This window comes from Mesorhizobium monacense, from assembly GCF_056781675.1.
On sequence record NZ_CM165567.1, the window covers coordinates 6671712 to 6695115 of the forward strand.

22 protein-coding genes are annotated in these 23404 nt (G+C 61.5%); 12 read left to right on the forward strand and 10 right to left on the reverse strand.

Going from position 1 to position 23404, the window contains the following annotated elements; all coding sequences use genetic code 11:
* The 4 genes from AC1RUK_RS31985 to AC1RUK_RS32000 all read left to right on the forward strand — a co-directional run bounded on the left by AC1RUK_RS31985 (window position 1) and on the right by AC1RUK_RS32000 (window position 3902).
* On the forward strand, window positions 1-885 hold the full coding sequence (locus AC1RUK_RS31985) for an ABC transporter substrate-binding protein (protein WP_481837440.1): 885 nt from the start codon (window positions 1-3) through the stop codon (window positions 883-885).
* The gene (locus tag AC1RUK_RS31990; protein WP_481837439.1) at window positions 882-1850 is read left to right on the forward strand and encodes an amino acid ABC transporter permease; all 969 of its coding nucleotides are present in this window, start codon (window positions 882-884) and stop codon (window positions 1848-1850) included. Before AC1RUK_RS31985 ends, AC1RUK_RS31990 begins: the two co-directional genes overlap by 4 nt.
* Entirely contained in the window at window positions 1847-2626 is a 780-nt protein-coding gene (locus AC1RUK_RS31995; RefSeq protein WP_481837438.1) for an amino acid ABC transporter ATP-binding protein, read from the forward strand. Before AC1RUK_RS31990 ends, AC1RUK_RS31995 begins: the two co-directional genes overlap by 4 nt.
* Before the next feature lie 97 nt (window positions 2627-2723).
* On the forward strand, window positions 2724-3902 hold the full coding sequence (locus AC1RUK_RS32000; RefSeq protein ID WP_481839338.1) for a M20 aminoacylase family protein: 1179 nt from the start codon (window positions 2724-2726) through the stop codon (window positions 3900-3902).
* Window positions 3903-4110: 208 nt separating this feature from the next.
* On the opposite strand, the gene AC1RUK_RS32005 is transcribed toward AC1RUK_RS32000, so the two are convergent.
* The 5 genes from AC1RUK_RS32005 to AC1RUK_RS32025 are packed head-to-tail and all read right to left on the reverse strand — an operon-like array spanning window position 4111 to window position 8867.
* Window positions 4111-5439, reverse strand: a complete 1329-nt coding sequence (locus AC1RUK_RS32005) for an NAD(P)/FAD-dependent oxidoreductase (protein WP_481837437.1) — start codon at window positions 5437-5439, stop codon at window positions 4111-4113.
* Window positions 5436-6419 carry a branched-chain amino acid ABC transporter permease gene (locus tag AC1RUK_RS32010; RefSeq protein ID WP_481837436.1) on the reverse strand — a complete coding sequence of 328 codons (984 nt, stop codon included), beginning with the start codon at window positions 6417-6419 and terminating at the stop codon, window positions 5436-5438. The genes AC1RUK_RS32005 and AC1RUK_RS32010 overlap by 4 nt, the downstream gene beginning before the upstream one ends.
* Window positions 6416-7324 carry a branched-chain amino acid ABC transporter permease gene (locus AC1RUK_RS32015; protein ID WP_481837435.1) on the reverse strand — a complete coding sequence of 303 codons (909 nt, stop codon included), beginning with the start codon at window positions 7322-7324 and terminating at the stop codon, window positions 6416-6418. The genes AC1RUK_RS32010 and AC1RUK_RS32015 overlap by 4 nt, the downstream gene beginning before the upstream one ends.
* Window positions 7321-8070 (reverse strand): ABC transporter ATP-binding protein, encoded by a 750-nt coding sequence (locus AC1RUK_RS32020; protein WP_481837434.1) that lies wholly within the window; start codon window positions 8068-8070, stop codon window positions 7321-7323. The genes AC1RUK_RS32015 and AC1RUK_RS32020 overlap by 4 nt, the downstream gene beginning before the upstream one ends.
* Window positions 8067-8867 (reverse strand): ABC transporter ATP-binding protein, encoded by an 801-nt coding sequence (locus AC1RUK_RS32025; RefSeq protein ID WP_481837433.1) that lies wholly within the window; start codon window positions 8865-8867, stop codon window positions 8067-8069. The genes AC1RUK_RS32020 and AC1RUK_RS32025 overlap by 4 nt, the downstream gene beginning before the upstream one ends.
* Window positions 8868-9018: 151 nt before the next feature.
* Between AC1RUK_RS32025 and AC1RUK_RS32030 the strand changes: the two genes are divergently transcribed.
* From AC1RUK_RS32030 to AC1RUK_RS32055, 6 genes are read left to right on the forward strand one after another with little or no spacing between them, the layout of a single operon-like run.
* A complete protein-coding gene (locus tag AC1RUK_RS32030; RefSeq protein ID WP_481837432.1) occupies window positions 9019-9753 on the forward strand; it encodes a GntR family transcriptional regulator in 735 nt (244 codons plus the stop codon).
* Window positions 9750-10238: a DUF3830 family protein gene (locus AC1RUK_RS32035; protein WP_436169430.1), complete on the forward strand. Its 489-nt coding sequence runs from the start codon at window positions 9750-9752 to the stop codon at window positions 10236-10238. The genes AC1RUK_RS32030 and AC1RUK_RS32035 overlap by 4 nt, the downstream gene beginning before the upstream one ends.
* Window positions 10239-10592, forward strand: a complete 354-nt coding sequence (locus tag AC1RUK_RS32040) for a TIGR04076 family protein (RefSeq protein ID WP_481837431.1) — start codon at window positions 10239-10241, stop codon at window positions 10590-10592.
* The gene (locus AC1RUK_RS32045; protein ID WP_481837430.1) at window positions 10589-11644 is read left to right on the forward strand and encodes an aldo/keto reductase; all 1056 of its coding nucleotides are present in this window, start codon (window positions 10589-10591) and stop codon (window positions 11642-11644) included. Before AC1RUK_RS32040 ends, AC1RUK_RS32045 begins: the two co-directional genes overlap by 4 nt.
* Window positions 11641-12069, forward strand: a complete 429-nt coding sequence (locus AC1RUK_RS32050; protein WP_481837429.1) for a DUF4440 domain-containing protein — start codon at window positions 11641-11643, stop codon at window positions 12067-12069. The genes AC1RUK_RS32045 and AC1RUK_RS32050 overlap by 4 nt, the downstream gene beginning before the upstream one ends.
* A 50-nt stretch (window positions 12070-12119) precedes the next feature.
* Window positions 12120-13379: an ABC transporter substrate-binding protein gene (locus AC1RUK_RS32055; RefSeq protein WP_481837428.1), complete on the forward strand. Its 1260-nt coding sequence runs from the start codon at window positions 12120-12122 to the stop codon at window positions 13377-13379.
* 320 nt (window positions 13380-13699) lie between these two features.
* Here the strand turns inward: AC1RUK_RS32055 and AC1RUK_RS32060 are convergent, their stop codons facing one another.
* The 4 genes from AC1RUK_RS32060 to AC1RUK_RS32075 all read right to left on the reverse strand — a co-directional run bounded on the left by AC1RUK_RS32060 (window position 13700) and on the right by AC1RUK_RS32075 (window position 18612).
* On the reverse strand, window positions 13700-14770 hold the full coding sequence (locus tag AC1RUK_RS32060; protein ID WP_481837427.1) for an adenylate/guanylate cyclase domain-containing protein: 1071 nt from the start codon (window positions 14768-14770) through the stop codon (window positions 13700-13702).
* Window positions 14771-14773: 3 nt separating this feature from the next.
* A complete protein-coding gene (locus AC1RUK_RS32065; protein WP_436169424.1) occupies window positions 14774-15265 on the reverse strand; it encodes a Rab family GTPase in 492 nt (163 codons plus the stop codon).
* Window positions 15266-15281: 16 nt separating this feature from the next.
* Entirely contained in the window at window positions 15282-17852 is a 2571-nt protein-coding gene (locus AC1RUK_RS32070; RefSeq protein WP_481837426.1) for an OmpA family protein, read from the reverse strand.
* A 94-nt stretch (window positions 17853-17946) separates the two neighbouring features.
* Window positions 17947-18612, reverse strand: a complete 666-nt coding sequence (locus AC1RUK_RS32075) for a hypothetical protein (RefSeq protein ID WP_481837425.1) — start codon at window positions 18610-18612, stop codon at window positions 17947-17949.
* An 887-nt stretch (window positions 18613-19499) separates the two neighbouring features.
* Here AC1RUK_RS32075 and AC1RUK_RS32080 point away from each other — a divergent pair.
* Complete coding sequence (locus AC1RUK_RS32080) at window positions 19500-22460, forward strand: trifunctional glycosyltransferase/class I SAM-dependent methyltransferase/polysaccharide deacetylase (RefSeq protein ID WP_481837424.1); 2961 nt, start codon at window positions 19500-19502, stop codon at window positions 22458-22460.
* Between the two features lie 10 nt (window positions 22461-22470).
* Complete coding sequence (locus AC1RUK_RS32085; RefSeq protein WP_481837423.1) at window positions 22471-22746, forward strand: glycosyltransferase family 2 protein; 276 nt, start codon at window positions 22471-22473, stop codon at window positions 22744-22746.
* Here the strand turns inward: AC1RUK_RS32085 and AC1RUK_RS32090 are convergent.
* Window positions 22720-23400 carry a redoxin domain-containing protein gene (locus tag AC1RUK_RS32090; RefSeq protein ID WP_481837422.1) on the reverse strand — a complete coding sequence of 227 codons (681 nt, stop codon included), beginning with the start codon at window positions 23398-23400 and terminating at the stop codon, window positions 22720-22722. The genes AC1RUK_RS32085 and AC1RUK_RS32090 overlap by 27 nt on opposite strands.
* Between the last annotated feature and the right edge of the window lie 4 nt (window positions 23401-23404).

Consider the following 23404-nt stretch of genomic DNA (forward strand, 5'->3'; position numbering starts at 1 on the left):
ATGCTATTGAGATCCATCACGTCCTTCATGCTTGCCACCGTCCTGCTGTCAGGCGTCGCCATTGCTCAGGAAGTCCCGAAATTGGCTGTAGACGAGGCATTGCGGGCAAAGCTGCCGGAAAGCATCAGAACCGCCGGCAGCATGATCTCCGTCAACAACGGCTCCTTCCCTCCCTACGAGATAGTTACGGGCACCGAGATGACTGGCGCGAGCGCCGACCTGACGGATGCACTCGGACAGGTGCTCGGCGTCAAGATCGAACACGCCACGGTCGGCGGCCTCCCGGCGCTTCTCGCAGGCATCAATTCCGGCCGCTATCAATTCGCCTTCGGCCCGGTCGGCGACTTCAAGAGCCGCGAGGAAGCCAACGACTTCGTCGACTGGGTTCAGGAATTCGTGGTTTTCGCCGTCCAGAAGGGCAATCCCAACGGCATCACCTCGCTGGATACAGCCTGCGGACAGCGCATCGCAGTCATGGCGGGTGGATCGGCGGAGCGCGTGATCCAGGCGCAACTGGAAAAGTGCAAGACGGACGGCAAGAAGCCCGTCGAGATCCAGTCCTTCACCGACCAGCCAAGCTCGATCCTTGCCGTCCGGTCCAAGCGTTCGGATGCCTTCTTCTCGTCGCAGGCCCCCCTTACCTATTTCGTGGCGCAGGCCAAGGGTCAGCTCGAGCTTGCTGGCGTCGGCCAGAAGAACGGCTTCGACAATCTCTACCAGGGCGCGGTGGTGCCGAAGGGATCGCCGCTCGGCGAGGTGCTTCGCGACGGCATCAAGGTCCTGATGGCCAACGGCACCTATGCCATCATCATGAAGAAATGGGGCCTTGAGAACAACATGATCAAGGAGCCCGGTATCAATCTCGGCGGGACCCTGCCCAAATGAGCGCCAATACCCGGACAAACGCATCGCCGTCTGGCGGTGCGGAGCCTCGCGATGTCGTAAACGCCCACCAGCCGTTTCGCGCGGGTCGCCTCTTGCTGTGGATCGCAACCCTGGCGATTGCCGCAAATTTTGCGTGGATCGTTGCCAACAACGAAAACTTCGGTTGGCCCGTGGTCGGCAAGTATTTCTTCGATCCGACCGTGATCAGCGGCCTTTACGTCAGCCTCGGGCTGACGGTCGTCGCCATGGCGATCGGCATTGTGCTGGGCCTGCTTCTTGCGATCGCGCGGCTGTCCTCGGATCGGCTGGCCTATTCGCTTGCCGGTCTCTTCATCTGGTTCTTCCGCGGCACGCCGCTGCTGGTCCAACTGATCTTCTGGTACAATCTGTCGACGCTGTTTCCCACCTTGTCGATCACGATCCCCTTCGGCCCGACGTTGGCCAGTTGGGATACCAATTCGGTGATCACGCCGATGACGGCTGCAATCGTTGGACTTGCCCTGAACGAAGCTGCCTACATGGCCGAAATCATCCGCGGCGGCCTTCTGTCCGTCGACAGGGGGCAGGCGGAAACGGCGGAGGCTTTCGGGATGACACGCGCCCGCGCCCTTCGCCGGATCATCATTCCGCAGGCGATGCGCTCCATCGTTCCGCCGACGGGCAACCAGCTGATCAGCATGATCAAGGCCACCTCCCTGGTCAGCGTCATCGCCATGGCGGACCTGCTCTATTCCGTGCAATCGATCTACAACAGCACCTTCGAGGTCATCCCGATGCTGCTTGTGGCCGTGATCTGGTATCTCCTCATCACCTCGGTGCTCAATGTCGGCCAAGGCTATATCGAACGCTATTACGGCCGCGGTGACAGGCGTTCGGGCGACACCGCAAACCCGATCAAGAATGCAAAAGACAAGGTCGTTTCTGGCACCCTGTCACCGGCCCTCGCGCAGGAGGCAAGCCATTGACTGTCGCCGCATCTGTCGAGCCGCTCGTGCGGGCGCGCAACGTGCACAAATCCTTCGATCGGCTTGAGGTCCTGAGGGGCCTAGACCTTGACGTCATGCCGGGCGAGGTCGTGGTCATTCTCGGACCCTCCGGTTCCGGAAAGTCGACCTTTCTGCGCTGCATCAATCACCTCGAGGCGATCAACCGGGGTTCGATCGAAGTCGATGGCGAGCAGATCGGCTACCGGTTGCGAAAGCAGCGGCTGGAGAAACTGTCGAACAACGCAATCGCCGCGCAGCGGCGCAAGATCGGCATGGTCTTCCAGCAGTTCAATCTCTATCCGCATATGACGGTCCTGCAGAATATCATCGAGGCGCCGGTCGGCGTTCATGGCGAAAGCCGCAAGGCCGCGACGGAAAATGCACTGAGGCTTCTGGAACGCGTCGGCCTTTCAGCCAAGGCTGACAGCTATCCGCGCCATCTTTCCGGTGGCCAGCAACAGCGCGTCGCGATTGCCCGTGCGCTGGCAATCAAGCCGAGACTGATGCTGTTTGACGAACCGACCTCGGCGCTCGACCCGGAGCTCGTCGGAGAGGTGCTTTCGACCATGCGGGATCTTGCCGGCCAGGGGCTGACGATGATCGTGGTGACCCACGAAATCAGCTTTGCGCGGGAGGCGGCGGACCGGGTCATCTTCATGGATGGTGGTCAAATCGTTGAACAGGGCAAGCCGGAAGACGTGCTGGGCAACCCGCAACATCAGCGCACCAGAAGCTTTCTGGCGCGTTTTATTTAGCCGTCAAGCTAACAGTTCGAGACGCGCACTCTCAGCGTCGAGCAAGGGCGGTGTGACGGCCTTGCGCCTTCTTGTTCAATCTGGAATGGAATATCCGATGATCCGCGACAATGCTTTCGCTCGTATCTCAGACTTCGAACCGCTCAGGGACGAGCTGGTCGCGACCCGGCACTATCTTCATGCTCATCCCGAGCTATCCTTCGAAGAGGTGGAGACGGCGCGCTTCGTCGCCGAAAAGCTTGAGGGCTGGGGCTACGAGGTTGCCCGCAATGTCGGCGGCCACGGCGTCGTCGCCCGCCTCAAGGTGGGAACAGGGACGCGCAGCATCGCAATCCGGGCGGATATGGATGCCCTACCGATCCATGAGGACACCGGCCTCGCTTACGCGAGCCAGACCGCGGGCAAGATGCATGCCTGCGGTCATGACGGCCATACCACGATGCTGCTGGGTGCCGCCGAATACCTGGCGCGCACCCGGCGCTTCGACGGGACGGTGAACCTGATCTTCCAGCCGGCGGAAGAAGCTGGTATCGGCAGCGGCGCCCAGGCGATGATTGCCGATGGCCTGTTCGAGCGTTTTCCATGCGATGCGATCTTTGGATTGCACAATCATCCCGGCGCGCCGGAAGGCAGCTGGCTGACGCGGAGCGGGCCTCTGATGGCTGCCTCCGATACGGTGAAGATCACCGTCACCGGCAAAGGCGGACACGCTTCCCGGCCGCATCTGACGGTGGACCCGGTCGTCGTTGCCTGCAATCTCGTCGTTTCATTGCAGACAATTGTTTCGCGCAATGTCGATCCGACGCAAACGGCGGTTATCACCGTCGGCTCGATCCATGCAGGCGAAGCGTCCAATGTCATACCGAACACCGCGACGCTTTCGCTGAGCGTCCGCTCCTTCGAGCCCAAGATACGGGAGTTACTCGAAGCCCGGATCAAGAAACTCACCGCCGCCGTCGCGGAGGGACATGGGGCGCGTTCCGAAATCGACTACCTCCACGGCTACCCGGTCGTCGTCAATTCGGAAAAGGAGACCGAGTTCGCCCGCAGCGTGGCGGAGGAACTCGTCGGCACGGACAGAGTTTCGACATCCCATCTGATCCCTGGAAGCGAGGATTTCGCCTATTTCCTGGAGCACAGGCCGGGAAGCTTCCTTCGCCTTGGCAATGGGATGAGCTCGGAAATCCTGCACAGCTCGAAATTCGATTTTGCCGACGAAAACCTGACAGTCGGCGCGGCACTTTGGTCGCGTTTGACTGAACGGTTCTTGAGCTGAGGCATTTCGCAATGCCTGCAGCTTAATTCGCGGATAGAGGGCCAAGCGTGCAGCCGGCGTGACGCGGCTGTGCCGGGGCATCCCGGATACCCCAGCAAACATGCATCGCAATGAAATGCCGGAAGGTGAGAACCGTCCCGGTGGGGACGCGACCGTCGCTTTCGGCAAAGTCGCTTATCCACATCGACGGGAGGATTTGCGACCGATCCTATCTGTCAACCTTGGGACTAACCTGGCCTCCCTGCTCCAGCCGGTCGCGCAGCATGCTCCAGGCGAGCAGCATGTTTGGCGCGTGCCGCATCAGGCCATGGAAGGGGATCGGCGAAGGCGGCGCGAACGGCAGCGGCAGATCACGGGCGTCGGTTCCAACAGCCCAGTCGGCGAGCACCTTGCCCATCGCCGTGGTCATGGCGATGCCGCGGCCGTTGCAGGCGCGACCGGCGATCAGGCCCGGCCCGAGATCGACGAGGTGCGGCAGAAAATCCGGTTCGACCGCGGCCATCCCCGACCAGCTGTAGGCAAGCGGGGGCAGGTCCGGCAGATCGAGATGCCTGGCAAGCCGCCGCCAGATCGCCCGCGGTACGCGCATATCGGCGCCGGCGCCGACAATGTGCATACCGCCGCTGATCAGCCTGTTTGCGCTGTCGAAGCGGAAGGTGATGAGGTTGCGCCTGGTGTCGCCGACGCCCTGCCCACCGGGAAGCAGGCGCGTTCGTATGTCGCGCGGCAGCGGCGCCGTGGCGATCTGGAAGACCTTCAGCGGGACGTAGGTTCGCGGGAGCATCGGGTTCAGCACCTCGCCATAGGCGTTGGTGGCGATCAGCACCTTTTCCGCCCGCACCAGGCCGGATGCGGTCTTCAACGCCCAGCCGCCCGCCTCACGGTCGGCCGAAGTGACGGGCGTATGCTCGAAAATACGTGCGCCGGCCTTCTCGGCCGCATCGGCGAGACCGCGCGCATATTCGACTGGATTGAGGACGCCGCCCGAGCGGTCCATCCAGCCGCCGGCGTAACCGCGAACGCCGGTCAACTCGGTGACTGCCCTGCTGTCCAACGTGACGGCCGGCCTGCCGCGCTGCGCCCATTGCTCGGCGCGCGATCTGGTCTTTTCGAAGGCGGCCGGCGAATGCGCCGGTTGGATCCATCCGTTCTGCAAGGCGTCGCATTCGATGCCGTGCCGCCTGATCAGGCCGAAGACGAGGTCGGCGCTGCCGGCGGCGAAATCGATCAGCCGGTCGCCGCGCTCCGGCCCCAGATAGGCGATGATGTCGCTGGGGTCCATCTTGGCGAAATTCGGTACGACGAAGCCGGCATTGCGGCCGGTTGCGCCCCAGGCGATGATTTCAGCTTCGAGGACAGCGACTGAAAGCCCTCTCTCGGCGGCGTGCAGCGCGGTTGAAAGGCCGGAAAAGCCACCGCCGACGATCGCAAGGTCGACGTCGAACTCGCCTTGCAGCGCGAGCCGGTCGCGGCGGTTGCGGCTGACGACGTGCCAGAGCGAGGCGCCATGCGCGTCCTGCCGGACCAGAGCATTCATGACCCCGAGCTGCTCTCGCCCGCGACCACCTTAGCCCGCTTGCCGAAGCGTGGCCGTCGCGGCCTGTCGCCGAACAGGCCGTTCGGCCGGATCAGGAGGATGACGCATAGCATCACGCCGATGGCGACGATCTGCAGCGAGGCGGCGCGTGCCTGCTGCTCCGGCGGGAACAGGATGCTGGTCATGGTGCCTGACCCGGCCCATATCGCCCAGACCAGGACGCTGCCGACGACAGCGCCGGCATTGCTGCCTGAGCCGCCGACGATCAACATGACCCAGACCTGGAAGGTCAGGATCGGCAGGTAATTGTCGGGCGCGATGAAGCCGGTGAAATGCGCCTGCAGCGCCCCTGCCAGCGCCATGATGGCGCCTCCAACGGCGAAGGCCTGGACGCGGTAGAAACGCGCGCTCTTGCCAAGCGAGATCGCCGCCCGCTCATCCTCCCGCAGCGCCTTCAGGACCCGGCCCCAGGGGCTGCGCGACAGGTGCTCCAAAGCGAGATAGGCGATCAGCGTGACGGCAGAGACGATGGCAAGATTGGACAGATTGAACAGCAGCGGCGTCTCGGCAAGACTGCCGAAGGGGCGCGGAATGAAACCGATGCCGAAGGGGCCGCCGGTCAGCTTCTGCGCGTTGAGCGCGACCAGTTGCACGACGACGGCTACACCGAATGTGGTGATCGCCAGATAGTCCGATTTCAGCCGCAGCGTGGCCACGCCGGTAAGCGCGGCGGCGATGCCGCCGACGATCATGGCGCCGAACCAGCCGACAAGGATCGGCAGGCCGAAGCCACCCAGCCGCGCGGCGTCGTCGGGCGTGGTCAGCAGCGCGGACGTGTAGGCGCCAATGGCGATGAAGCCCGCAAGGCCGACATTGACGAGGCCGGTCAGTCCCCACTGCAGATTGAGCCCCAGCGTGACCAGTGAAAAGATCAGCGCGGTGGTCAGAAAGAAGGCGCCATAGCCGAGCAGGTCCATCATCTTTCCCTCACGCCGAAGAGGCCGATCGGACGCACGAACAGCACCGCCATCAGGATGATGAAGGAGATGGCGGCGCGCCATTCGGCGCCGATCAGCTGCACCGCGCCGGCCTCGGCCAGGCCGATGATCAGGCCACCGAGCACGGCGCCGGGCACGCTGCCGATGCCGCCCAGGATGGCGGCAGCGAACATCGGCAGCAGCATGTCGAAGCCCATGAGCGGGCGGATCTGCACCAGAATGCCGATCATCACGCCGGCGACGCAGGCCAGTGCCCCGCCGATGATCCAGGTGACACGCACCACGCCGGCGACGTCGATGCCGACAATGCGGGCAAGTGCTGCGTTCTGGCTGAGTGCCTGCATGGAGCGGCCGGTCTGGGTGCGCGTCATCACAAGATGCACGCCGAGCACGAGCACGGCGGTGAGCAGCAGCAGCGCGATCTGGTCGGGCGTGATGCGGATGCCGAAGCCGACCGGCGTGGCGATCTGGATGGCGCGGCTGAAATAGGTCGGGCGCGAGGTGAAGGCGAATTCGAGCAGGCTTCTGAGCGCCATCGAGGCGCCGAAGCTCGCCATCACCACGATGATCGCCTGGTCTTGTCTGCGCAGCCGCGAGAACAGCACCTTGTCGAGCAGCAGCGCCAGCAAGGCGGTGAACGCCATGCCGACGACCAGCGCAACAATGAGCGGCCAGCCGAAGGACAGCGGGGCGATCGGCGCCACCTTGCCGAACATGGCGCCAATGGCGCTGACGGCAGCGAGCGTTGCGTAGGTGCCCCAGGCCATGAAATCGCCATGGGCGAAGTTCGAGAAGCGCAGGATAGAGTAGGTCAGTGTCACGCCGATGGCGCCAAGGCCGATCATCGAACCCGCCAGCAGGCCGTCGACGACAAATTGCAGGCTCACGCGGCACCTCCCGTTTCCGGCTTGAGGGGCCGCTGACCAAGATAGAGTTCGGCGACGACCGGATCGTTCCACAGGTCCGAGGCGACGCCCTCGTGCCGGTCCTTGCCCTCGACCAACACATAGGCGCGGTCGCCAATGGCAAGGGCCGCCTTGGCGTTCTGTTCGACCAGCAGGATGGTGACGCCGGATCTGCGGATGGCGGAGAGCATCTCGAACACCATCGACACGAATTTGGGCGACAGGCCGGCCGACGGTTCGTCGAGCACCAGCACCTTCGGGTGGACGACCAGTGCGCGAGCCACGGCAAGCATCTGCCGCTGTCCGCCCGACAGATTGCCGGCCGCCGTCCGGCGTTGGCGAACGAGATCGGGGAAGGCGGCGTACATTTCCTCGATGCGGGCAGGCGCCTCGCGCCGCTCGAGGATGCCGCAGGCGACCTTCAGATTGTCCTCCACCGACATCAGCGGAAAGACGTTTTCGGTCTGCGGCACGAAGGCAAGGCCGAGGCGGACCATGGTGTGCGCCGGCGCCGCCGTGATGTCCTTGCCGTCGAGGAGCACGGTGCCGCGGCTGATCGGGACAAGGCCGGCGACGGCCTTGATCAGGCTCGACTTGCCGGCGCCGTTGGGGCCGAGGACGACGACGATCTCGCCTTTGTTGACGGTGATCGAGGCGCCGCGCACGATCGGCACGCCCGGTTCGTAGCCGGCCTCAAGATCGCGAACATCGAGCACGACCTCACTCATGCCGCGCCCCCGAGATAGGCCTCGATGACGCGCGGATCGCGCGCCACCTCATCGGCGCTGCCTTCGCACAAAAGCTCGCCGCTCGCCATCACCAGCACCCGGTGGCAGAGCCTCGCCACCATGTCGATATTGTGCTCAATCAAAAGGAAGGTGATGCCGCTTCTGTTGATGTCGCGGATGCGGTCGATGATCACCTCGAGCAGGGTCGCGTTAACTCCGGCCGCAGGCTCGTCGAGCAGGATGATCGTCGGATCGGCCATCATCACGCGGGCGAGTTCGAGCAGCTTGCGCTGGCCGCCGGAAAGCACGCGCGCCGGTTCGTGCGCCAGCCGGGCAAGGGAGACGAGTTCCAGCAGTTCGGCGGCCTTCATCGCGGCGGCCATCTCCTCGGCGGCAACCCGCCGCGGCGACAGGAAATTGGCGAGCAGCCGCTCTCCGGTCTGCCCTTGCGCGGCAAGCATGACATTCTCGATCAGTGTCAGATTGGGCAAAGGCCGGGGGATCTGGAAGGTCCGTCCGAGGCCGCGTCCTATGCGACGATGGGCAGCCTCTCCCGAGACGAGCGTGCCGTTGAGACGGATCTCGCCGCTGGTTGGCAGGATGCTGCCGGCCAGCAAGTCGAACATCGTCGTCTTGCCGGCGCCGTTCGGGCCGATCAGTCCGAGGATCTCGCCCGGCCGCACTGAGAACGACACATCGTTGACCGCGACCAAGCCGCCGAAGCGCCTAACGACGTTCGTTGCTGTCAGAACCGGCGCACGGGTCTCCGTCCCATGCTGTCTCGCCGTCTCGCTCATCAGTCCCTCTGGCCGAAGACGATCGTTGCCGCCTTCTGATTTTTTTGATCTGTGATCACACTTGCTTTGATCACGATATTCGGCTTTAATCCCGTCCGCAAGCCCCAAAACGGGCCAAAGGCTGACCAAAACCGGCCATCACGGGAACCCCATGCAAAAGGCCGCCAGCGAAAGAAACCACGAGGCGATTGCGGCCCAGCTGGCGCCGGTCGGCCGCGAGACCGTGCAGGATCGCGTCTATTCAGAGTTGCGGCGGGCTTTGATTGGCGGTCTTTTCGAGCCAAGCCAGGTGCTGACCATTCGCGGCTTGGCCGATGCGCTGGTCACATCGACCATGCCGGTGCGCGAGGCACTCGGGCGGCTGATCACGGAAAAGGCGCTGGAGGCGCTGCCCAACCGCTCGGTGCGCGTGCCGCCGATCACGCTGGAGCGGCTCGATGATCTTTTGCGCGCCCGCATCCTCATCGAAGGGGAGGCGATCGCGCTGGCTGCCGAACGCATGGGGCCTCGCCAGATCGCGGCGGTGGAGGCTCTGCTTCGCGAATGGGACGAGATGCGTGCGCTGAAGCACAAGAAGGACGTCGATCGTGAAGTGACGCTCAACCAGAGCTTTCACTTCGAGATCTACCGCTCCTGCGGTTCGGCCGTGCTCATCCCGATGATCGAGAGCCTGTGGCTGCAGTCCGGGCCTTGCATCCGTCTCGCCATCTACGCATTCTCGGAAGCCGGTGAGGTCGACACCGCCTACTATCATCGCAGCATCGTCACGGCACTGTCCGCGCGGGATGCGCAGGCGGCACGCGAGTCGCTGATCACCGATATCAGCCGGCCCTTCACCTTCCTGCGCAACAAGCTGCAATCCACCGTGACGAAGGACCAGACATGACGAACCCTGCCATCAGGATCACCGAGCCGCGCTCGAAGCTTTCCGTGACCGCGCTGTTGCTGCCGGAAAAAGCGCCGGAAAATGCCGCCTTCCTACTGGCATATCTCGACAAGCCGCGCGTTGTTGCCGGCATCCATGCGATGTGGACGGGACCCGAAATCTCCTGTCCCGTTCCCGTTGCCGATCTTGAGGGCCAGTCCTATGCCCGGCCTTTGCCGGCGGAGAATGCGACGCTGACGCCGCAGCCGGGTGACATCGTGCTGTCCTACGTGCCGCCGCGCGTGTGGGGCGGAACGCCCAATGCGATCTTTGATATCGGCCTCTATTACGGGCCGGGCGCGCGCCTTCTGTTCCCGATCGGATGGCTGGCAGGCAGCGTCGTCGCCCAGGTGCTTCCCGACGAGCGCGAGCACCTGGCCGCCGCCTGCGGCGTCATCCGCCGCAACGGTGCCTGCGATGTCACGTTCAGCCTGGTGGAGGTCTGAGTGGCCGACGACAGTTTCGAACTCTTCGATCTCCGCGTCGAGGCGGTCATCCCCGAGGGCAAGCCGATCTATTGCGGCGCAAGGGCTGGCGACTATTTCGAGCTCAAGGGCGAGACGCTGTCGATGCCGGCAGGGCAGGGTTTTTCGATCTATTCGATTGCTGCCGTGTTGCCGCTGCTGGCGGCCAAGCAGCGCCCGACCGATAAGAACGACTGGATGACGTCCGACACCGAAATCGCCTGTCCCGATCCCAACTGCGCTAGCCGGCTGAGAATCGTCAGGACCGGCAAGCGGCTGTTCAGCCATGCCGAGACGACGGCAGTGCCGCTGCCGAAGGAGGATGACCAGAAATGACCGGCAAGACCTTCGAGCTCGGTCCCGGCTACACGATCTCGCGTGTCATTCGCGGCGGCTGGCAGCTTGCCGGCGGCCACGGAGCCATCGACCGCGAACAGGCGGTGACCGACCTCATCGCCACCTTCGACGCCGGCATCTGGACCTATGATTGCGCCGATATCTATACGGGCGTCGAGGAGCTGATCGGCGCCGCCCGGCTCCGGCTTGCCAACGAGCGCGGTCTCGACGCCGCCGCGCGGATGAAGGTGCACACCAAGCTGGTGCCCGACCTCGAAAGGCTTGCCAGCATCAACCGCGACTACATCAGAGGCATCGTCGACCAGTCGCTGCGGCGGCTGAAGACCGAACGGCTCGACCTCGTGCAGTTCCACTGGTGGGACTACGCGCTCCCCGGCTACGTCGATGCGACAGGCTGGCTCAACGAGCTGCTCCTCGAAGGCAAGGTGCGCAATGTCGGCACCACCAATTTCGACACGCCACGCCTTGCCGAGATCCTGGCGGCCGGTGTGCCGCTGGTCAGCCAGCAACTGCAATACTCCGTGCTCGACCAGCGACCGGCGGGCAGGCTTGCCGCACTCGCTGCCCGGAACGGAGTCAGTTTCCTTTGCTACGGTTCGGTGGCCGGCGGCTTCCTGAGCGACAAATGGCTTGATGTCGCGGAGCCGCAAACGCCGCTCGAGAATCGGTCGCTGGTCAAATACAAGCTGATCATCGACGACTTCGGCGGCTGGGATCTTTTCCAGGCCTTGCTGAGCACGCTGAAGGCGGTCGGCGACCGCCACGGCGTCGACATCGCCACCATCGCCAGCGCCTGGGTGCTCGAGCAGCCGCAAGTGGCAGCTGTCATCGTCGGCGCCCGCAACCAGGCGCATGCGCTCGCCAATGCTGGGATCATGGACGTCGCGCTGACGCCGGATGACAAGACGGCGATCGGCGCCGTGATCGCTGAGAGCAGGGGACTTGAAGGCGACGTCTACACGCTGGAGCGCGACCGTCACGGCCGCCACGGCTCGATCATGCACTACAATCTGAACGCGGGCCGGATATGAACACACAGTCTTCCCTGTTTTCACGCGCGAGTGCCGAGGTCGTCGACCTGCATCGCTTCTTCGTCGACTGGTTCGTCGAGGCCCGCGCCGGCACTGTGGATTTCAGTCGCTTCGAATCCGTCATGGGCGAAGGTTTCAACATGATTGCACCGAGCGGCATGATCCTCGACCGTGATGCGGTCATCGGTCATGTCAGGGACAGCCGCGCCACCTGTGACGACGGCTTTGCCATCTCGATCGAGGACATCCGTCCCGGCTGGCAAACCGCGGACACCATCGCCGTCCTCTATGTCGAGGCACAGCGGCGCGGCGGCAAGCACAGCCGCCGCCAGTCGAGTGCCGTTTTCACCACCAGTTCATCGGCGCCCAACGGCGTCGAATGGCGACATCTGCATGAAACCTGGCTGCAGGTGTCGGAAGGCTGAACAGGCTCCACAGATGAAAATTAGAGTCGAGTAACGAAAGGGGAACAACAATGACAAAGACGATACTCCACATCACCACCGCGCTCGCCTTGCTGACGGCGGCCGGTGCGGCACACGCCGCCGATTGCAAGATCACCGTCGGCCTCGTCATGGAGCTGACCGGCCCGGCCGGCGAATACGGCCAGGCCGGCGCCAAGTCGGTCGAGATGGCCTTCCGCGACATCAATGCAGCCGGCGGCGTGCGCGGCTGCGATCTCGCCGCCGACACCCGCGACAGCCAGAGCCAGGGCAACATCGCCGTCGACGCCGCGACCCAACTGGTTCAGGTCAAGAAGGTGCCGGTGATCATCGGAGGCATCATTTCCTCGGTGTCGATCCCAATCCTGACCTCAGTCACCGCGCCGGCGAAGATCGTCCAGGTCTCGCCCGCTTCCTCCTCGCCGACGCTGACGGCACTCGGCCGCGACGGCAAGACCAACGGCTTCTTCTTCCGCACCATTACCTCGGATGCACTGCAGGGTGTCGCCGCCGGCAAATATGCCGTCGACAAGGGCTTCAAGAAGCTGTCGATCATCCATGTCAACAACGACTTCGGCGTCAACATGGCGGCGGAGTTCTCGCGCGCCTACAAGGCGCTCGGCGGCACCATCGTCTCCGACACGCCCTACAATGAAAAGCAGTCGAGCTATGCCTCGGAAGTCACCGCCGCCATGGCCGGCGAGCCGGACGGGCTCTATCTCGTCAGCACGCCGGTCGATGGCGCAACCATTGCTCGCACCTGGATCTCGCAAGGCGGCGTGCAGAAATTCCTGCTCAATGACGGCATGAACAGCCCGGACTTCATCGAATCCGTTGGCGCCGACTATCTCAAGGATGCCTATGGCACGTCCTCGGGCACCAGCCCGACGGCCTCCACCGACTACTTCATGAAGAACTACAAGGAGTTTTCCGGCATCGAGCCGTCGAATCCGGCGGCCGATCGGTCGTATGATGCCGGCGCCATCGTTGGCTTGGCAATCGCCATTGCCGGCTCCGAGGATCCGGCCAAGATCAAGGACGCAATGCACAAGGCCGTGGACCCGGCCGGCACGCCAATCTTTGCCGGCAAGGAGGAGTTCGCCAAGGCGCTCGGTCTGATCAAGGACGGCAAGCCGATCCGCTACGAAGGCGTCATTGGCCCGGTCGCCTTCGACAAATACGGGGACATCACTGGCCCGTTCCGCCTCTGGAAGATCGTCGACGGCAAGGTGACGACGGACGGCGAGATGACCACGGATGACGTCAACGCCCTGCAGGCAAAGCTGCAGTAAGGCGCCGATATCTTGCTTGGCGCGACCACATTCTTGCTGTGGTCGACGCCAGGCAGCTGGAGGATGGGCCGATTGCGCCAAAAAGCGGCCAATGGGACACAACTTTGGAAATGACGGCTACGGGCCGGGAGCTGTAGGTCCGCTTGTGGTGCAGGGAAGAACGATAGCGGACGTTAAATCTCGAGGATCCGATGTCCTGAGTTGACCCAGGACAGACCTTTGGCGGTCGCTCGGTGGTCGACCGCACCTCTGCGGACATTCGAAACCATGAGTTGCTTGAGATGCAATGCGCTCCAGGGTCGGCACTGCCAAGCGGCAAATCAGGCCGGGAGCCGCCACATTCGCACACGACCTGTACCACGCAATTCCGTTTCCGCGAGTGGGTCGCAAGCAAAATTTGGTCCAAGCAGTTGGTGAGTTGCATCAGAAATACGAATTTCATCGGGCTCCGCGGACGTTTGAATACGTGCGGCGAGATTAACGGTCTCGCCCCACAGGTCATACGCGAACCGCCTCTTGCCTATGACGCCCGCGACGATTGGTCCTGAGTGAATTCCAATTCTGAGTCTCAGCGGTTCTCCTGCGAAGCGTTCGCGCTTAACCGCCTTCCGCAGTTCAACTGCATAGTGCGCGAGGGCTTCTGCATGATCGGATCGCGCGGTGGGCAGGCCAGCGACCACCATCACGCAATCGCCGATTGTCTTGATCTTTTCGCAGCCGTATCGTTCCGAGAGCCGATCCGCCGCCTTGAAAAAGTAATTTAAAATAGCGAGCGTCGTCACGGCTCCGACGCTCCGCGCTCTTTCCGTAAAACCGACGATGTCGGCAAAAAGCACACTCACCTCTGCGTGGTTGTCAGCAATTTTTTTGTGCGCTTTTAACCGCTCCGCGATCGACGCCGGAAGAATGTTGAGGAGTAGGGTTTCGGCGCGCTGGTATTCACGCGACAATCCCTCTTGGCTCTTCCTCAACGCCTCGTTCGTCGATTGTAATTTCTCGTTGAGTTGACGCTCCCTCTCTTGCAGGAGCGTCATTTCATAAGCCTTCTGTTGAAGCCGCTGCCTATTGTCGCGTTCGGCAGTGGCGTCAAGAAAGAGCAGCCACACGCAGGCATTGTCAGCAAAAAGATGAAGGTCCGCGACACGCCCGCTGGGCAGTTCGACCATTTCCATATGATATGGAAGCTCCGGGCAAGGCAGCAAACCTTCCATGAATTCAAGCTGCTCGGCAACAGGCTTACCAATGCGAAGTGATGAGAGTCCGTAATGTTCGACACTTCCGCCCTTCGCAGCTATGCAATGCTGGGCGTCAATTTCCAGATATGCGATAGAGTGCTCATTGTAGAAGAAATTGTAAATCCAGCTTCTGACTTCTCTTGGCAATCCATGCATGGTCTATTTGGTGACCATCGAAGCAAGCTGACGAAACGCATCATCAACATGTTCACCCGAAAGCGCACTTGTTAGATAGATTTGCCATCCAAGTTGCCTGAGTTCGTTAATCTCACTATCCGATATTTCCCACCGATCGGCCAGATCGGATTTGTTGAACAGCAATACAGACGGCATAGCGCCGAATTCGGCCTCGGCCCGCTCGCGTAGCGTGAGCGCCACGGCAAGAGTAGCGGCGCGGGTTCCATCGACGACAAGCACGAGTCCGGTCGCACCCCGCACATAGCTGACGCGGAATGAGCCGATATCGTCTTCGCCGGCCAAATCCCACAAAATCAGATCCACGGTTTTGTCCGGGAGTGCGACACTCTTCTTGTCGATTTTCACTCCCACCGTGGTCAAGTAGGTTTCTGAAAAGATGCTTTGCACAAACCTGCGAACCAGACTCGTCTTTCCGACAGCGAACCCGCCCAACATGCAGATCTTTTTTTGCAATATCCCAGGCTCCCCACTAGTCCAGGTTTACCGTAACCGAAACCCGGCGATTGGTGGAGCTCCCAGTTTGACTATTTTCAGGCACCGCCGGCTCAAAGGTGCCCGCGCCCCGAACCAGCAGCAGTTCCGGAGCGACGCCGCGCTTGTTGAGAAGCGCACGAACTGTCTCGGCGCGGGCGGCGCTGATCGACACGTTGGCCGTCTCACGGCCCGTGGCGTCCGAATGGCCGGTCAACATGAACCGCGCTGTTACGCCTGACTTGCGGGCTTTTTGGGCGAATTCCTTTATTTGATCCGCCAACCTGTCGAGAACCGGGATCTGCTCTGGTCCCGGCACAGCTTTGCCGGAATAGAAGAAAATATCGGTTGCCTGAATGGCCTCTCTCAAATGATTGAGTTCTGCAAGGCTCAGCTCACGCAGCTGCGAGACATCCAGAGCCACTCCGTCCGCCGAAAGTTGTTGGGCGGCGGCCCGCGCCCGGTTGATCCAGGCGGCAGGAGCCTCACCCACGACAACGATGCGGCCCTGGACGATCGAGAGCAGAACCGATTTCGGCGGGGTCAGCGACGCCGTCAGCCGCTTCACCACGAACTTCGGATCAAGGCTCTGATAGAATTGCCACTGCGAATGAACGCGGGCAGGATCGACCTGCGTTCCGGACAGCAGAGCTTGCGGGTCGGCGGCAAGCGGGTCTCTCAGGCCGGAAATGTAGAAATGTCCGCCCCTCGTCGTTTGTTGGGCGACGATGATTCCCGGTTGGGCCTCAAGTCGCGACACATAATGCTGCCAGTGCTCCGCCGCGCGTGCTTCGGGGCTCACATCACGAACCTTGGAGATGTCGAATTCCGGTCCGCCTGCCGAAAGCTGTCGGGCCGCTGCGCGCGCCCGATCTATCCAGGTGTCGGGAGCCTCACCCTCGGCAACGATGCGATCCTCGACGATCGAAAGCCGAACCGATTTCGGCGGGGTCAGCGACGCCATCAGCCGCTTCAGCACGAACTCCGGATCAAGGCTCTGATAGAATTGCCACTGCGAATGAACGCGGGCGGGATCAACCTCCGTTCCGGACAGCAGAGCCTGCGGGTCGGCGGCAAGCGGGTCTCTCAGGCCGACAATATAGAATTGGCCATCGCGCACCTTTTGTTCGGCAACGATGATGCCCGGCTGGGTCTCCAGTCGCGACACATAGGCCTGCCAGCGCTCCGCTTCGCGTTCTTCGGGGCTCACATCACGGACCCTGGAGATATCGAATACCGGTCCGCCTGCCGAAAGCTGTTGGGCGGCGGCACGCGCCCGGTTGATCCACGTGGCAGTAGCCTCACCCTCGGCAACGATGCGATCCTCGACGATCGAAAGTCGTACTGAATCCGGCGGAGCCAGCGACGCCGTTAGCCGCTTCAACACGAACTCCGGCTCAAGGCTCTGATAGAATTGCCAGCGTGAATGAACGCGGGCGGGATCGACCTGCGTTCCGGACAACAGCAACAGCGGGTCGGCGGCAAGCGGGTCTCTCAGGCCGGCAATATAGAATTGGCCATCGCTCACCTTTTGTTCGGCAACGACTATGCCCGGCTGGGTCGCCAGTCGCGACACATAGGCCTGCCAGCGCTGCCCGGATTGCCAGGAAAGAAAGAACCAACCGCCTGCCGGAATCAAAACCAGCAGGACTGCAGCCACCACCAGCCACGGAAATCCCTGGTTTGAGTCCTCCTGCTTCAGTTCAACGCAGGTCTGCAACTGCGTCTCTACGCCGATCAACTGCGAACTGTCGCCGTCAAACTGCTCTAAAGCCTGTGAGCATTCATCATGGATGCGAAGCAACACATCGCGAACTATTTCATGTAATTCCTCTGGCGGATTTCCCCGGATCACCGCAACCAAGGTCGCAAACGGTCCAACTTCTGACCAGAGACGAAGCTCCCCAAAACGGATAGTGTCCAGGCCGCTCTGTTCTTTCTCGTTAAATGAGTCTTTCACAAAATCTTGAATTGCACTAAGCATCGAAGAAATGAGTTGAGGATCTTCGCTAGTTGCATTATCGGCAGTTACATGCGCTATCAAAAGCCCGGAATTGCGATTAATGAGAAAGACATGTTCTACGCGATAGACAAGAGAATGCTTAAGTACAACTTCCGAGAAGCTTGCACCTGTTCTCCAAGCTTCAAATCTCCACTTGAGCCCATGCCAGGTAAATATATGTCTTAGAGTTTCATTCAGCGACTGAAAGGTCTGGTCGATCTTTTCCCCGATCGACTTGCGAATTGCCGGCAGAAATACCGGGTATAATATATCCGTGAGCGTACGCGGGCTCTTCTGGATGGACCGTTGCACGGCCCTCTCGACAGCTGGCGCAAGGGCCTCGCCGAGTTGCGCATGAGACGCACGTGCGGCAGCACTGGGGAGAACGCCCCCCACTGCAGCCGCAAGCTGCTCAGGTTCGTCGAGCAGGTGCGTAACTCGTGAAAGCTCCGAAATTTCTCCGCCGACCAGCAACTGGCGCAGCGTTTCCATGCGAGGATCGGCGGTTGGAACACCGTCGAAACGCGCACGGTAGTCCGGATCAACGTTCCGGGCAATTTCGATCAAAAGACTAGCCAGAGCCCCGCGATCAATCTCTGTATCGTTCGAAGCTGGTCTTTGAGGAAGGCTGATTGGGTCGACGGTCGACGTCAAGTTCCGATCAACTCGCTTTCCAATTACGTTCCGAGTTGCTCTTGCTGCCGACGGGATCCTGATTTAGACATTTTGCAACCTCGACAAACAGGCCAGCCAAAAGATTTCGGTCGGTCTTGACGTTGCCGAGATCGGAAAACATTTTCTCCATTACCATCTGAATGGTCTCATTCTTTTGCTTGATTTCCTCACGCAGCAAATGATCGTTTCGATTTATCCGGTCCGCAACTTCGCGCTCAAGCTCGCTCAATTGATCCGACAACGCGCGCACCTGCTTTTCAAGCGCCTGATTGTGCTCGCGAAGATTCCGGTCGATCTCCTTGTCGGCCTCGGCTCGTGCATCTTTTTCGTTCCGCAATTGCGCCGCGAGCGATTCGACCTGCTTCTTTGCATTTGACTCATACGTTTCAAGATTCCGCTTGGCCTCGGATTCGACATCCTTGAAGCGCTGCAAGAACCGGTCTTCAAGCTTGGAAAAACGGCGGTCATAGTCCTGCATCTGGTTGCCGAACAGCAGATCACGTATCTTGTCGACACCTACAGCGTCGCCGGGGGCCCCGCTCTCGCGAGCCTGGACCGCCATGAAGTTTAGCCCGTTTCCCTCTGCATTACCTATCAGATTTGCGTCCGCTTTACTTGCAGAAGAAGCGGTACTCGAAGTTTCCTTAGCCATCCTTATGCCCCTTCAGTTGAACAACTGCCCCAGTGCAAAACTCAGAAACAGGCGAGCATGTCAGCAAAATACGCGGCCCGCAAGCCGGACTTTTGGCCTAGGCCGATTCGTGCGTCCCTTTTACGTCTCTGGAATGGCAACAAATGCAGAAGTTCCGATGGGTGTCACTCTAGTGTCTCTTCGTGACAGCGGCCATAGCCGGCTAATCTAATCGACCATTGGGCGCAATCTAATAGCGAAATGAGCAATACTATGTCAGGCTATAGCTGCAAGAGCGCAATTACGTTGCGAAGACTCTTTAGATACATCGCAATTCGTTGGTCAGGCGGTGCACATGCTGCCTCGCGCCCGGCTGTATACTGCGACCATCAGCTTCCTTGCCGGCGGGAATGAGCAAGCCGATCGTTTTCATGATCCCTCGGATCTGGTTGGAAAGCTTTCGCGATCTTGTCGAGCGCAGCGGTCATGCGACGTCACCGTCAGCGCCCGCGCCAGTACAACCCTCCTGCAAGCCCTCCTGCAAGCCAGGTCAGGCTTGTTTATAAATCGGAGTGGCGGGGACCAGATGATCCTCACCCGAGCGGTGAAGAAAAGCGCGAGCGGAAATGCCCCGGCGCATCGACCTCAGCTCTAAGCCGTCGGGCATCAGCGCTTGCCATTCAAGCCTGTCTTCATGTCGTTTTGCCTGCCTCTAATTCGCCCCGATCTTGAGAGAGCAGTGCTGCCATCCGATGCCGTCATCCGTTTTTGACATTCGCCGACTCTTGCCGAAGAAAACGAAAGCTCGATGATCCAGGTCCATGCTACCGGAGGCGTTGTGGTACCGATGTTCAATGCCGAGCAAACCATCGGCGCAATGCTTGCCAGACAGGCGCGGGTAAGACGGCGTGGCGCATAATCCCTTGGTCTCCATCGTGGTTCCTGCGCACAACGCGGAGGCAACGCTGGCGCGCGCACTCGATTGCCTTCTCGATCAGGAAATAGTGGATTGGGAGGCGATCATCGTCGACGACGCCTCCACGGACCGCACCCCCGCGATCATCGCCGGTTATGTGGAGCGCGATGCCCGATTTCGGACCTTGAGCTCTTGCGCGTATAGCGCCGCCGGCGCGCGCAATAGCGGGATTTCGACAGCGCGCGGCCACTGGCTCATGTTTCTTGATGCGGACGATTGGGTGGATGCCAGCTTCCTTGCGAAAATGCTGGCAGCACTGAAAACCGCCCCCGATGCGGTGGCCGCCTATTGCGGTTCCCGGTGCGTGATGCCCGATGGCGAACTCACCCCGTCGAGCATCGCAACGGAGGTTGCAATCCAGCCTTTCGAAACATTTGCCCGCCGGTGTGCCATCCGCACTCACGCGCTGCTGGTCGACCGGGAGACAATTGTCGAGTTGGGCGGTTTCGATGTGTCGCTGCGCACCTGCGAGGACTGGGATCTGTGGCAGCGCCTCGCACGTCTGGGCAAAAATTGGGTGATGGTCGACGAGCCGCTCGCTTTCTATCGGGCCAGCCCCAACTCGCTCGCCCGCAATTCGACGCAGATGCTGGTAGATGCGGAAATCGTGATCGCCCGCGGCTTTTCTGCTGATCCCAGGGTCAAACACCCAGCATCGGCTCACGCCAATGGAGCGATCGAGGCGAACGGCCACACCGCTTCCGAAGCACTCGCGTGGTTCGCCTTGTGGAACGCCGCATCGGATTGCGGCTGCGGCTTGCGCGCGATCAACCCGCAGTCCCTGCGCGCGCTCCCGGCAGGACGTAAGTGGGCGCGTGAGATCGCCCAGGTGGCCGTCGATGGCCTTATGGTAGGAAGCCTGTCGGCGCCGGCGCAACTGGCTGCCAGGTGGGACAGGTTCGGCGGCTCCCTCACCGAGTTGATCATCGAACTCGGCAAGGTCTGGGACAATCCCGTCGCGGCTCGCCGCGTCCAGTATCAGCTTGAGCAAATGCTTCTCGACGTCGACGATCTTGCCGCGCCGCGCAGGCTGGCGCGGACACTTGGAATTCGCGTCGACGCTCGAAATCCGACCTCGACCGAACTGCCGGAAAGAATCGATCAAATTTATGCCCATCTGATGATTGATGGCCAGATCGAAGCTGTCGTGCAGTTCGGCGTACTCGGGACAGTGACAAGGGATCATTGGATTGAATTGATCTTGAATGTCGTGCCCGCCAAGCGGCTTGTAGACAGTGCCGCAAGGCTTGCGAGACGATCACCTGTACCGCAACAGGCCGCCGGCGCCGCCACGTCAAACACGCTCGCAGCCGAGGCATTGTTGTCCACAGCGGAACGCGGGCCCGATCCGGACGGCCATTTCGGCAAACTCGCCCAATTGGCGGCGGAAGCGCGGGAGCTGGTTCGGTCGAGCGCCGAACCTGCGGAGCCTCCTGCAGCGCCGCGCCGCGCACGGGCCAAGCATGACAAGGATCGCACGTCGTTCTGGAATGGCTATTTCGCGACCGAGGATCCCTGGAATTACGGTTCGCCCTATGAGCAGGAAAAATATCAGCGGCAGCTCGAAATTCTGCCTGCCGGTCCCATCGGACGGGCGCTTGAGCTGGCCTGCGCGGAGGGCCATTTCACGCGGCAGCTGGCGCCGCGAGTGGGCCGTTTGACCGCAACCGACATCTCCGCCATAGCCATTGGGCGGGCCAGCGCGCGATGCAGCGATCAGCCGAATATTGAGTTCGGTGTACTGGATTTCTCGGCCGACACGCTGCCGGGTGAGATGGATCTGATCTTCTGTTCGGAAGTGCTCTACTATCTGGATGACCTCGCCGAGCTGCGGCGCATCGCCAAAAAATTCGCTGAGGCGTTGGCGCCTGGCGGCAGTTTCATCAGCGCACACGCATTCGTGCTGCGTGACAATGTTGAAAGGACGGGCTTCGACTGGAACACATTCGGTGCGCAAGCGATCTCGGAGACGCTGGCAGCGACCGAAGGCCTCGTGCTTGAGCAATCGATCCAGACCGAGCTCTACCGCATAGACCGCTTCCGCCGCCTGTCGCCAGATGACGTGGCGACGGAACCGATGATTGATCATGTGCCAATCCGCGCGCCCATCGAAATCGGGGTCGCGCGAAATATCGTCTGGGGTGGGGCGCGGGCCTTGCGCCGCGACGTCGCACGTAGCGAGCGGCGGCAGCGTATCCCCGTCCTCATGTATCACAGCGTCGCTGTTGAAGGTCCGGCCGCGCTCGCCCGTTTTCGGCTCACACCGGCCGCATTCGCCAGCCAGATGGCATGGCTGCGCGCCAATGGGTTCCACGCGATTGGGTCCGAGCAGTTGGAAGGGTCCATCGCCAACCGTCAGCCTTTCGTTGGCCGCCCAGTGGTCATCACCTTCGATGACGGCTTCCAGAACTTTGCCGACCATGCCTGGCCGACCTTGCGCGCAAACGACCTGACCGCGGAAGTGTTCCTGGTGACGGACTTGGTGGGTGAAAGTGCACAGTGGGACGCCGACAGCGGGACGCCGACGCAGCTTATGGACGCCGGGACGGTGCGACGCCTCTCCGGCGAAGGTGCGTTCTTCGGAAGCCATCTGGCGACGCATCGCGCGATCGATGGTCTGTCGAGCTCTGACTTGGCCGCCGAGCTCCTGCGCTCTCGTATGTTCATCGAACGGTGGACCGGTCGGCCAACCACGGCGTTCGCGGCACCCTTCTCTGTCACCGACCGACGGCTTGGCCGGCTGGCCAAGGAGTGCGGCTATCGAATCGGCTTCGGCCGCAAACACGGGCCGGCGGACCTCGATTGCGATCCCATCGACCTTCCGCGCATCGAGATTCGCGGGGACCGCTCGCTCGATGACTTTGTTGCCACTGTTGAGGCCGTGCTCGAATGAACGGTGAAACTTGTCACCCGCTCACAATGCGCAAGGATGCAATCGACGAGACGCTCCGCAGCGTGCGCGCTCAGTCCTATCGTGCGCTCAGATTATTGTTGTTGACGATGGCTCACGCGACCAGCCTGCCGCGATCGCCCGATGTCACGCGGAGATCGACACGCGAGTGCGGCTGATCGAGTGGGCAAACGCCAGTGTGGCCGCCGCCCGCAATACGGGTTGGCGAGCGGCGCGATCCAACCTAATCGCATTCGCAAGTCTATTGGGCGACTTGGGACACGGCTGACATCAGCTCCTGCGGGCTTGGCGCCCCAAACATGTATTGCCCACCCTCTGGAACCTCCGTGAAGCTCCAGCGGACGATGCCCTGCCGGTCCAGCAGGAATTGACCTATCAGTTGTCCGTGTCCCGTTGCCATCATCTGCTCGTCGGCTTCGGTCACTTCGTAATTGTCCTTCTTGTTGAGGATTTCGCTGGCCGCAAAAGGATCCATAGGACCGGGCAACTCGCTTGGCATGTCGACTCGCATATCCTTTGCCGCTGCCATCGAGACCTTGTACGGCCAGTTCGTTTCGTTTTGGGTGAATTCGAGATTGGGCAGTCCAAAAGCACGATGTGAAGCGCGTTCAGGGTCGGAGGCCGCAAGCAGATTCGGCATCGGGTGGTAGCGGAAATAGAGACGCGCCCGTTCGATCGGCGTGTTCACCACCGTCAGGCTCCCCACGCCCTTTTCGCGCAGCTCCGGATCAAGCCGCGCCTGGGCGGCGATATGGCGCCGGCAAAACGCACAATGCAGACCTCGAAACAGCCCGACCAGCACCGGTTTTTGTCCGCGAAAATCGTCAAGCGCGATCTTGCCCTCCCGGGTAATGGCGTCGAGCACCAAGTTCGGCGCACGGTCGCCCGGTTGAAGCGGTACCAAGTCACTACCCGCGGACATCTCC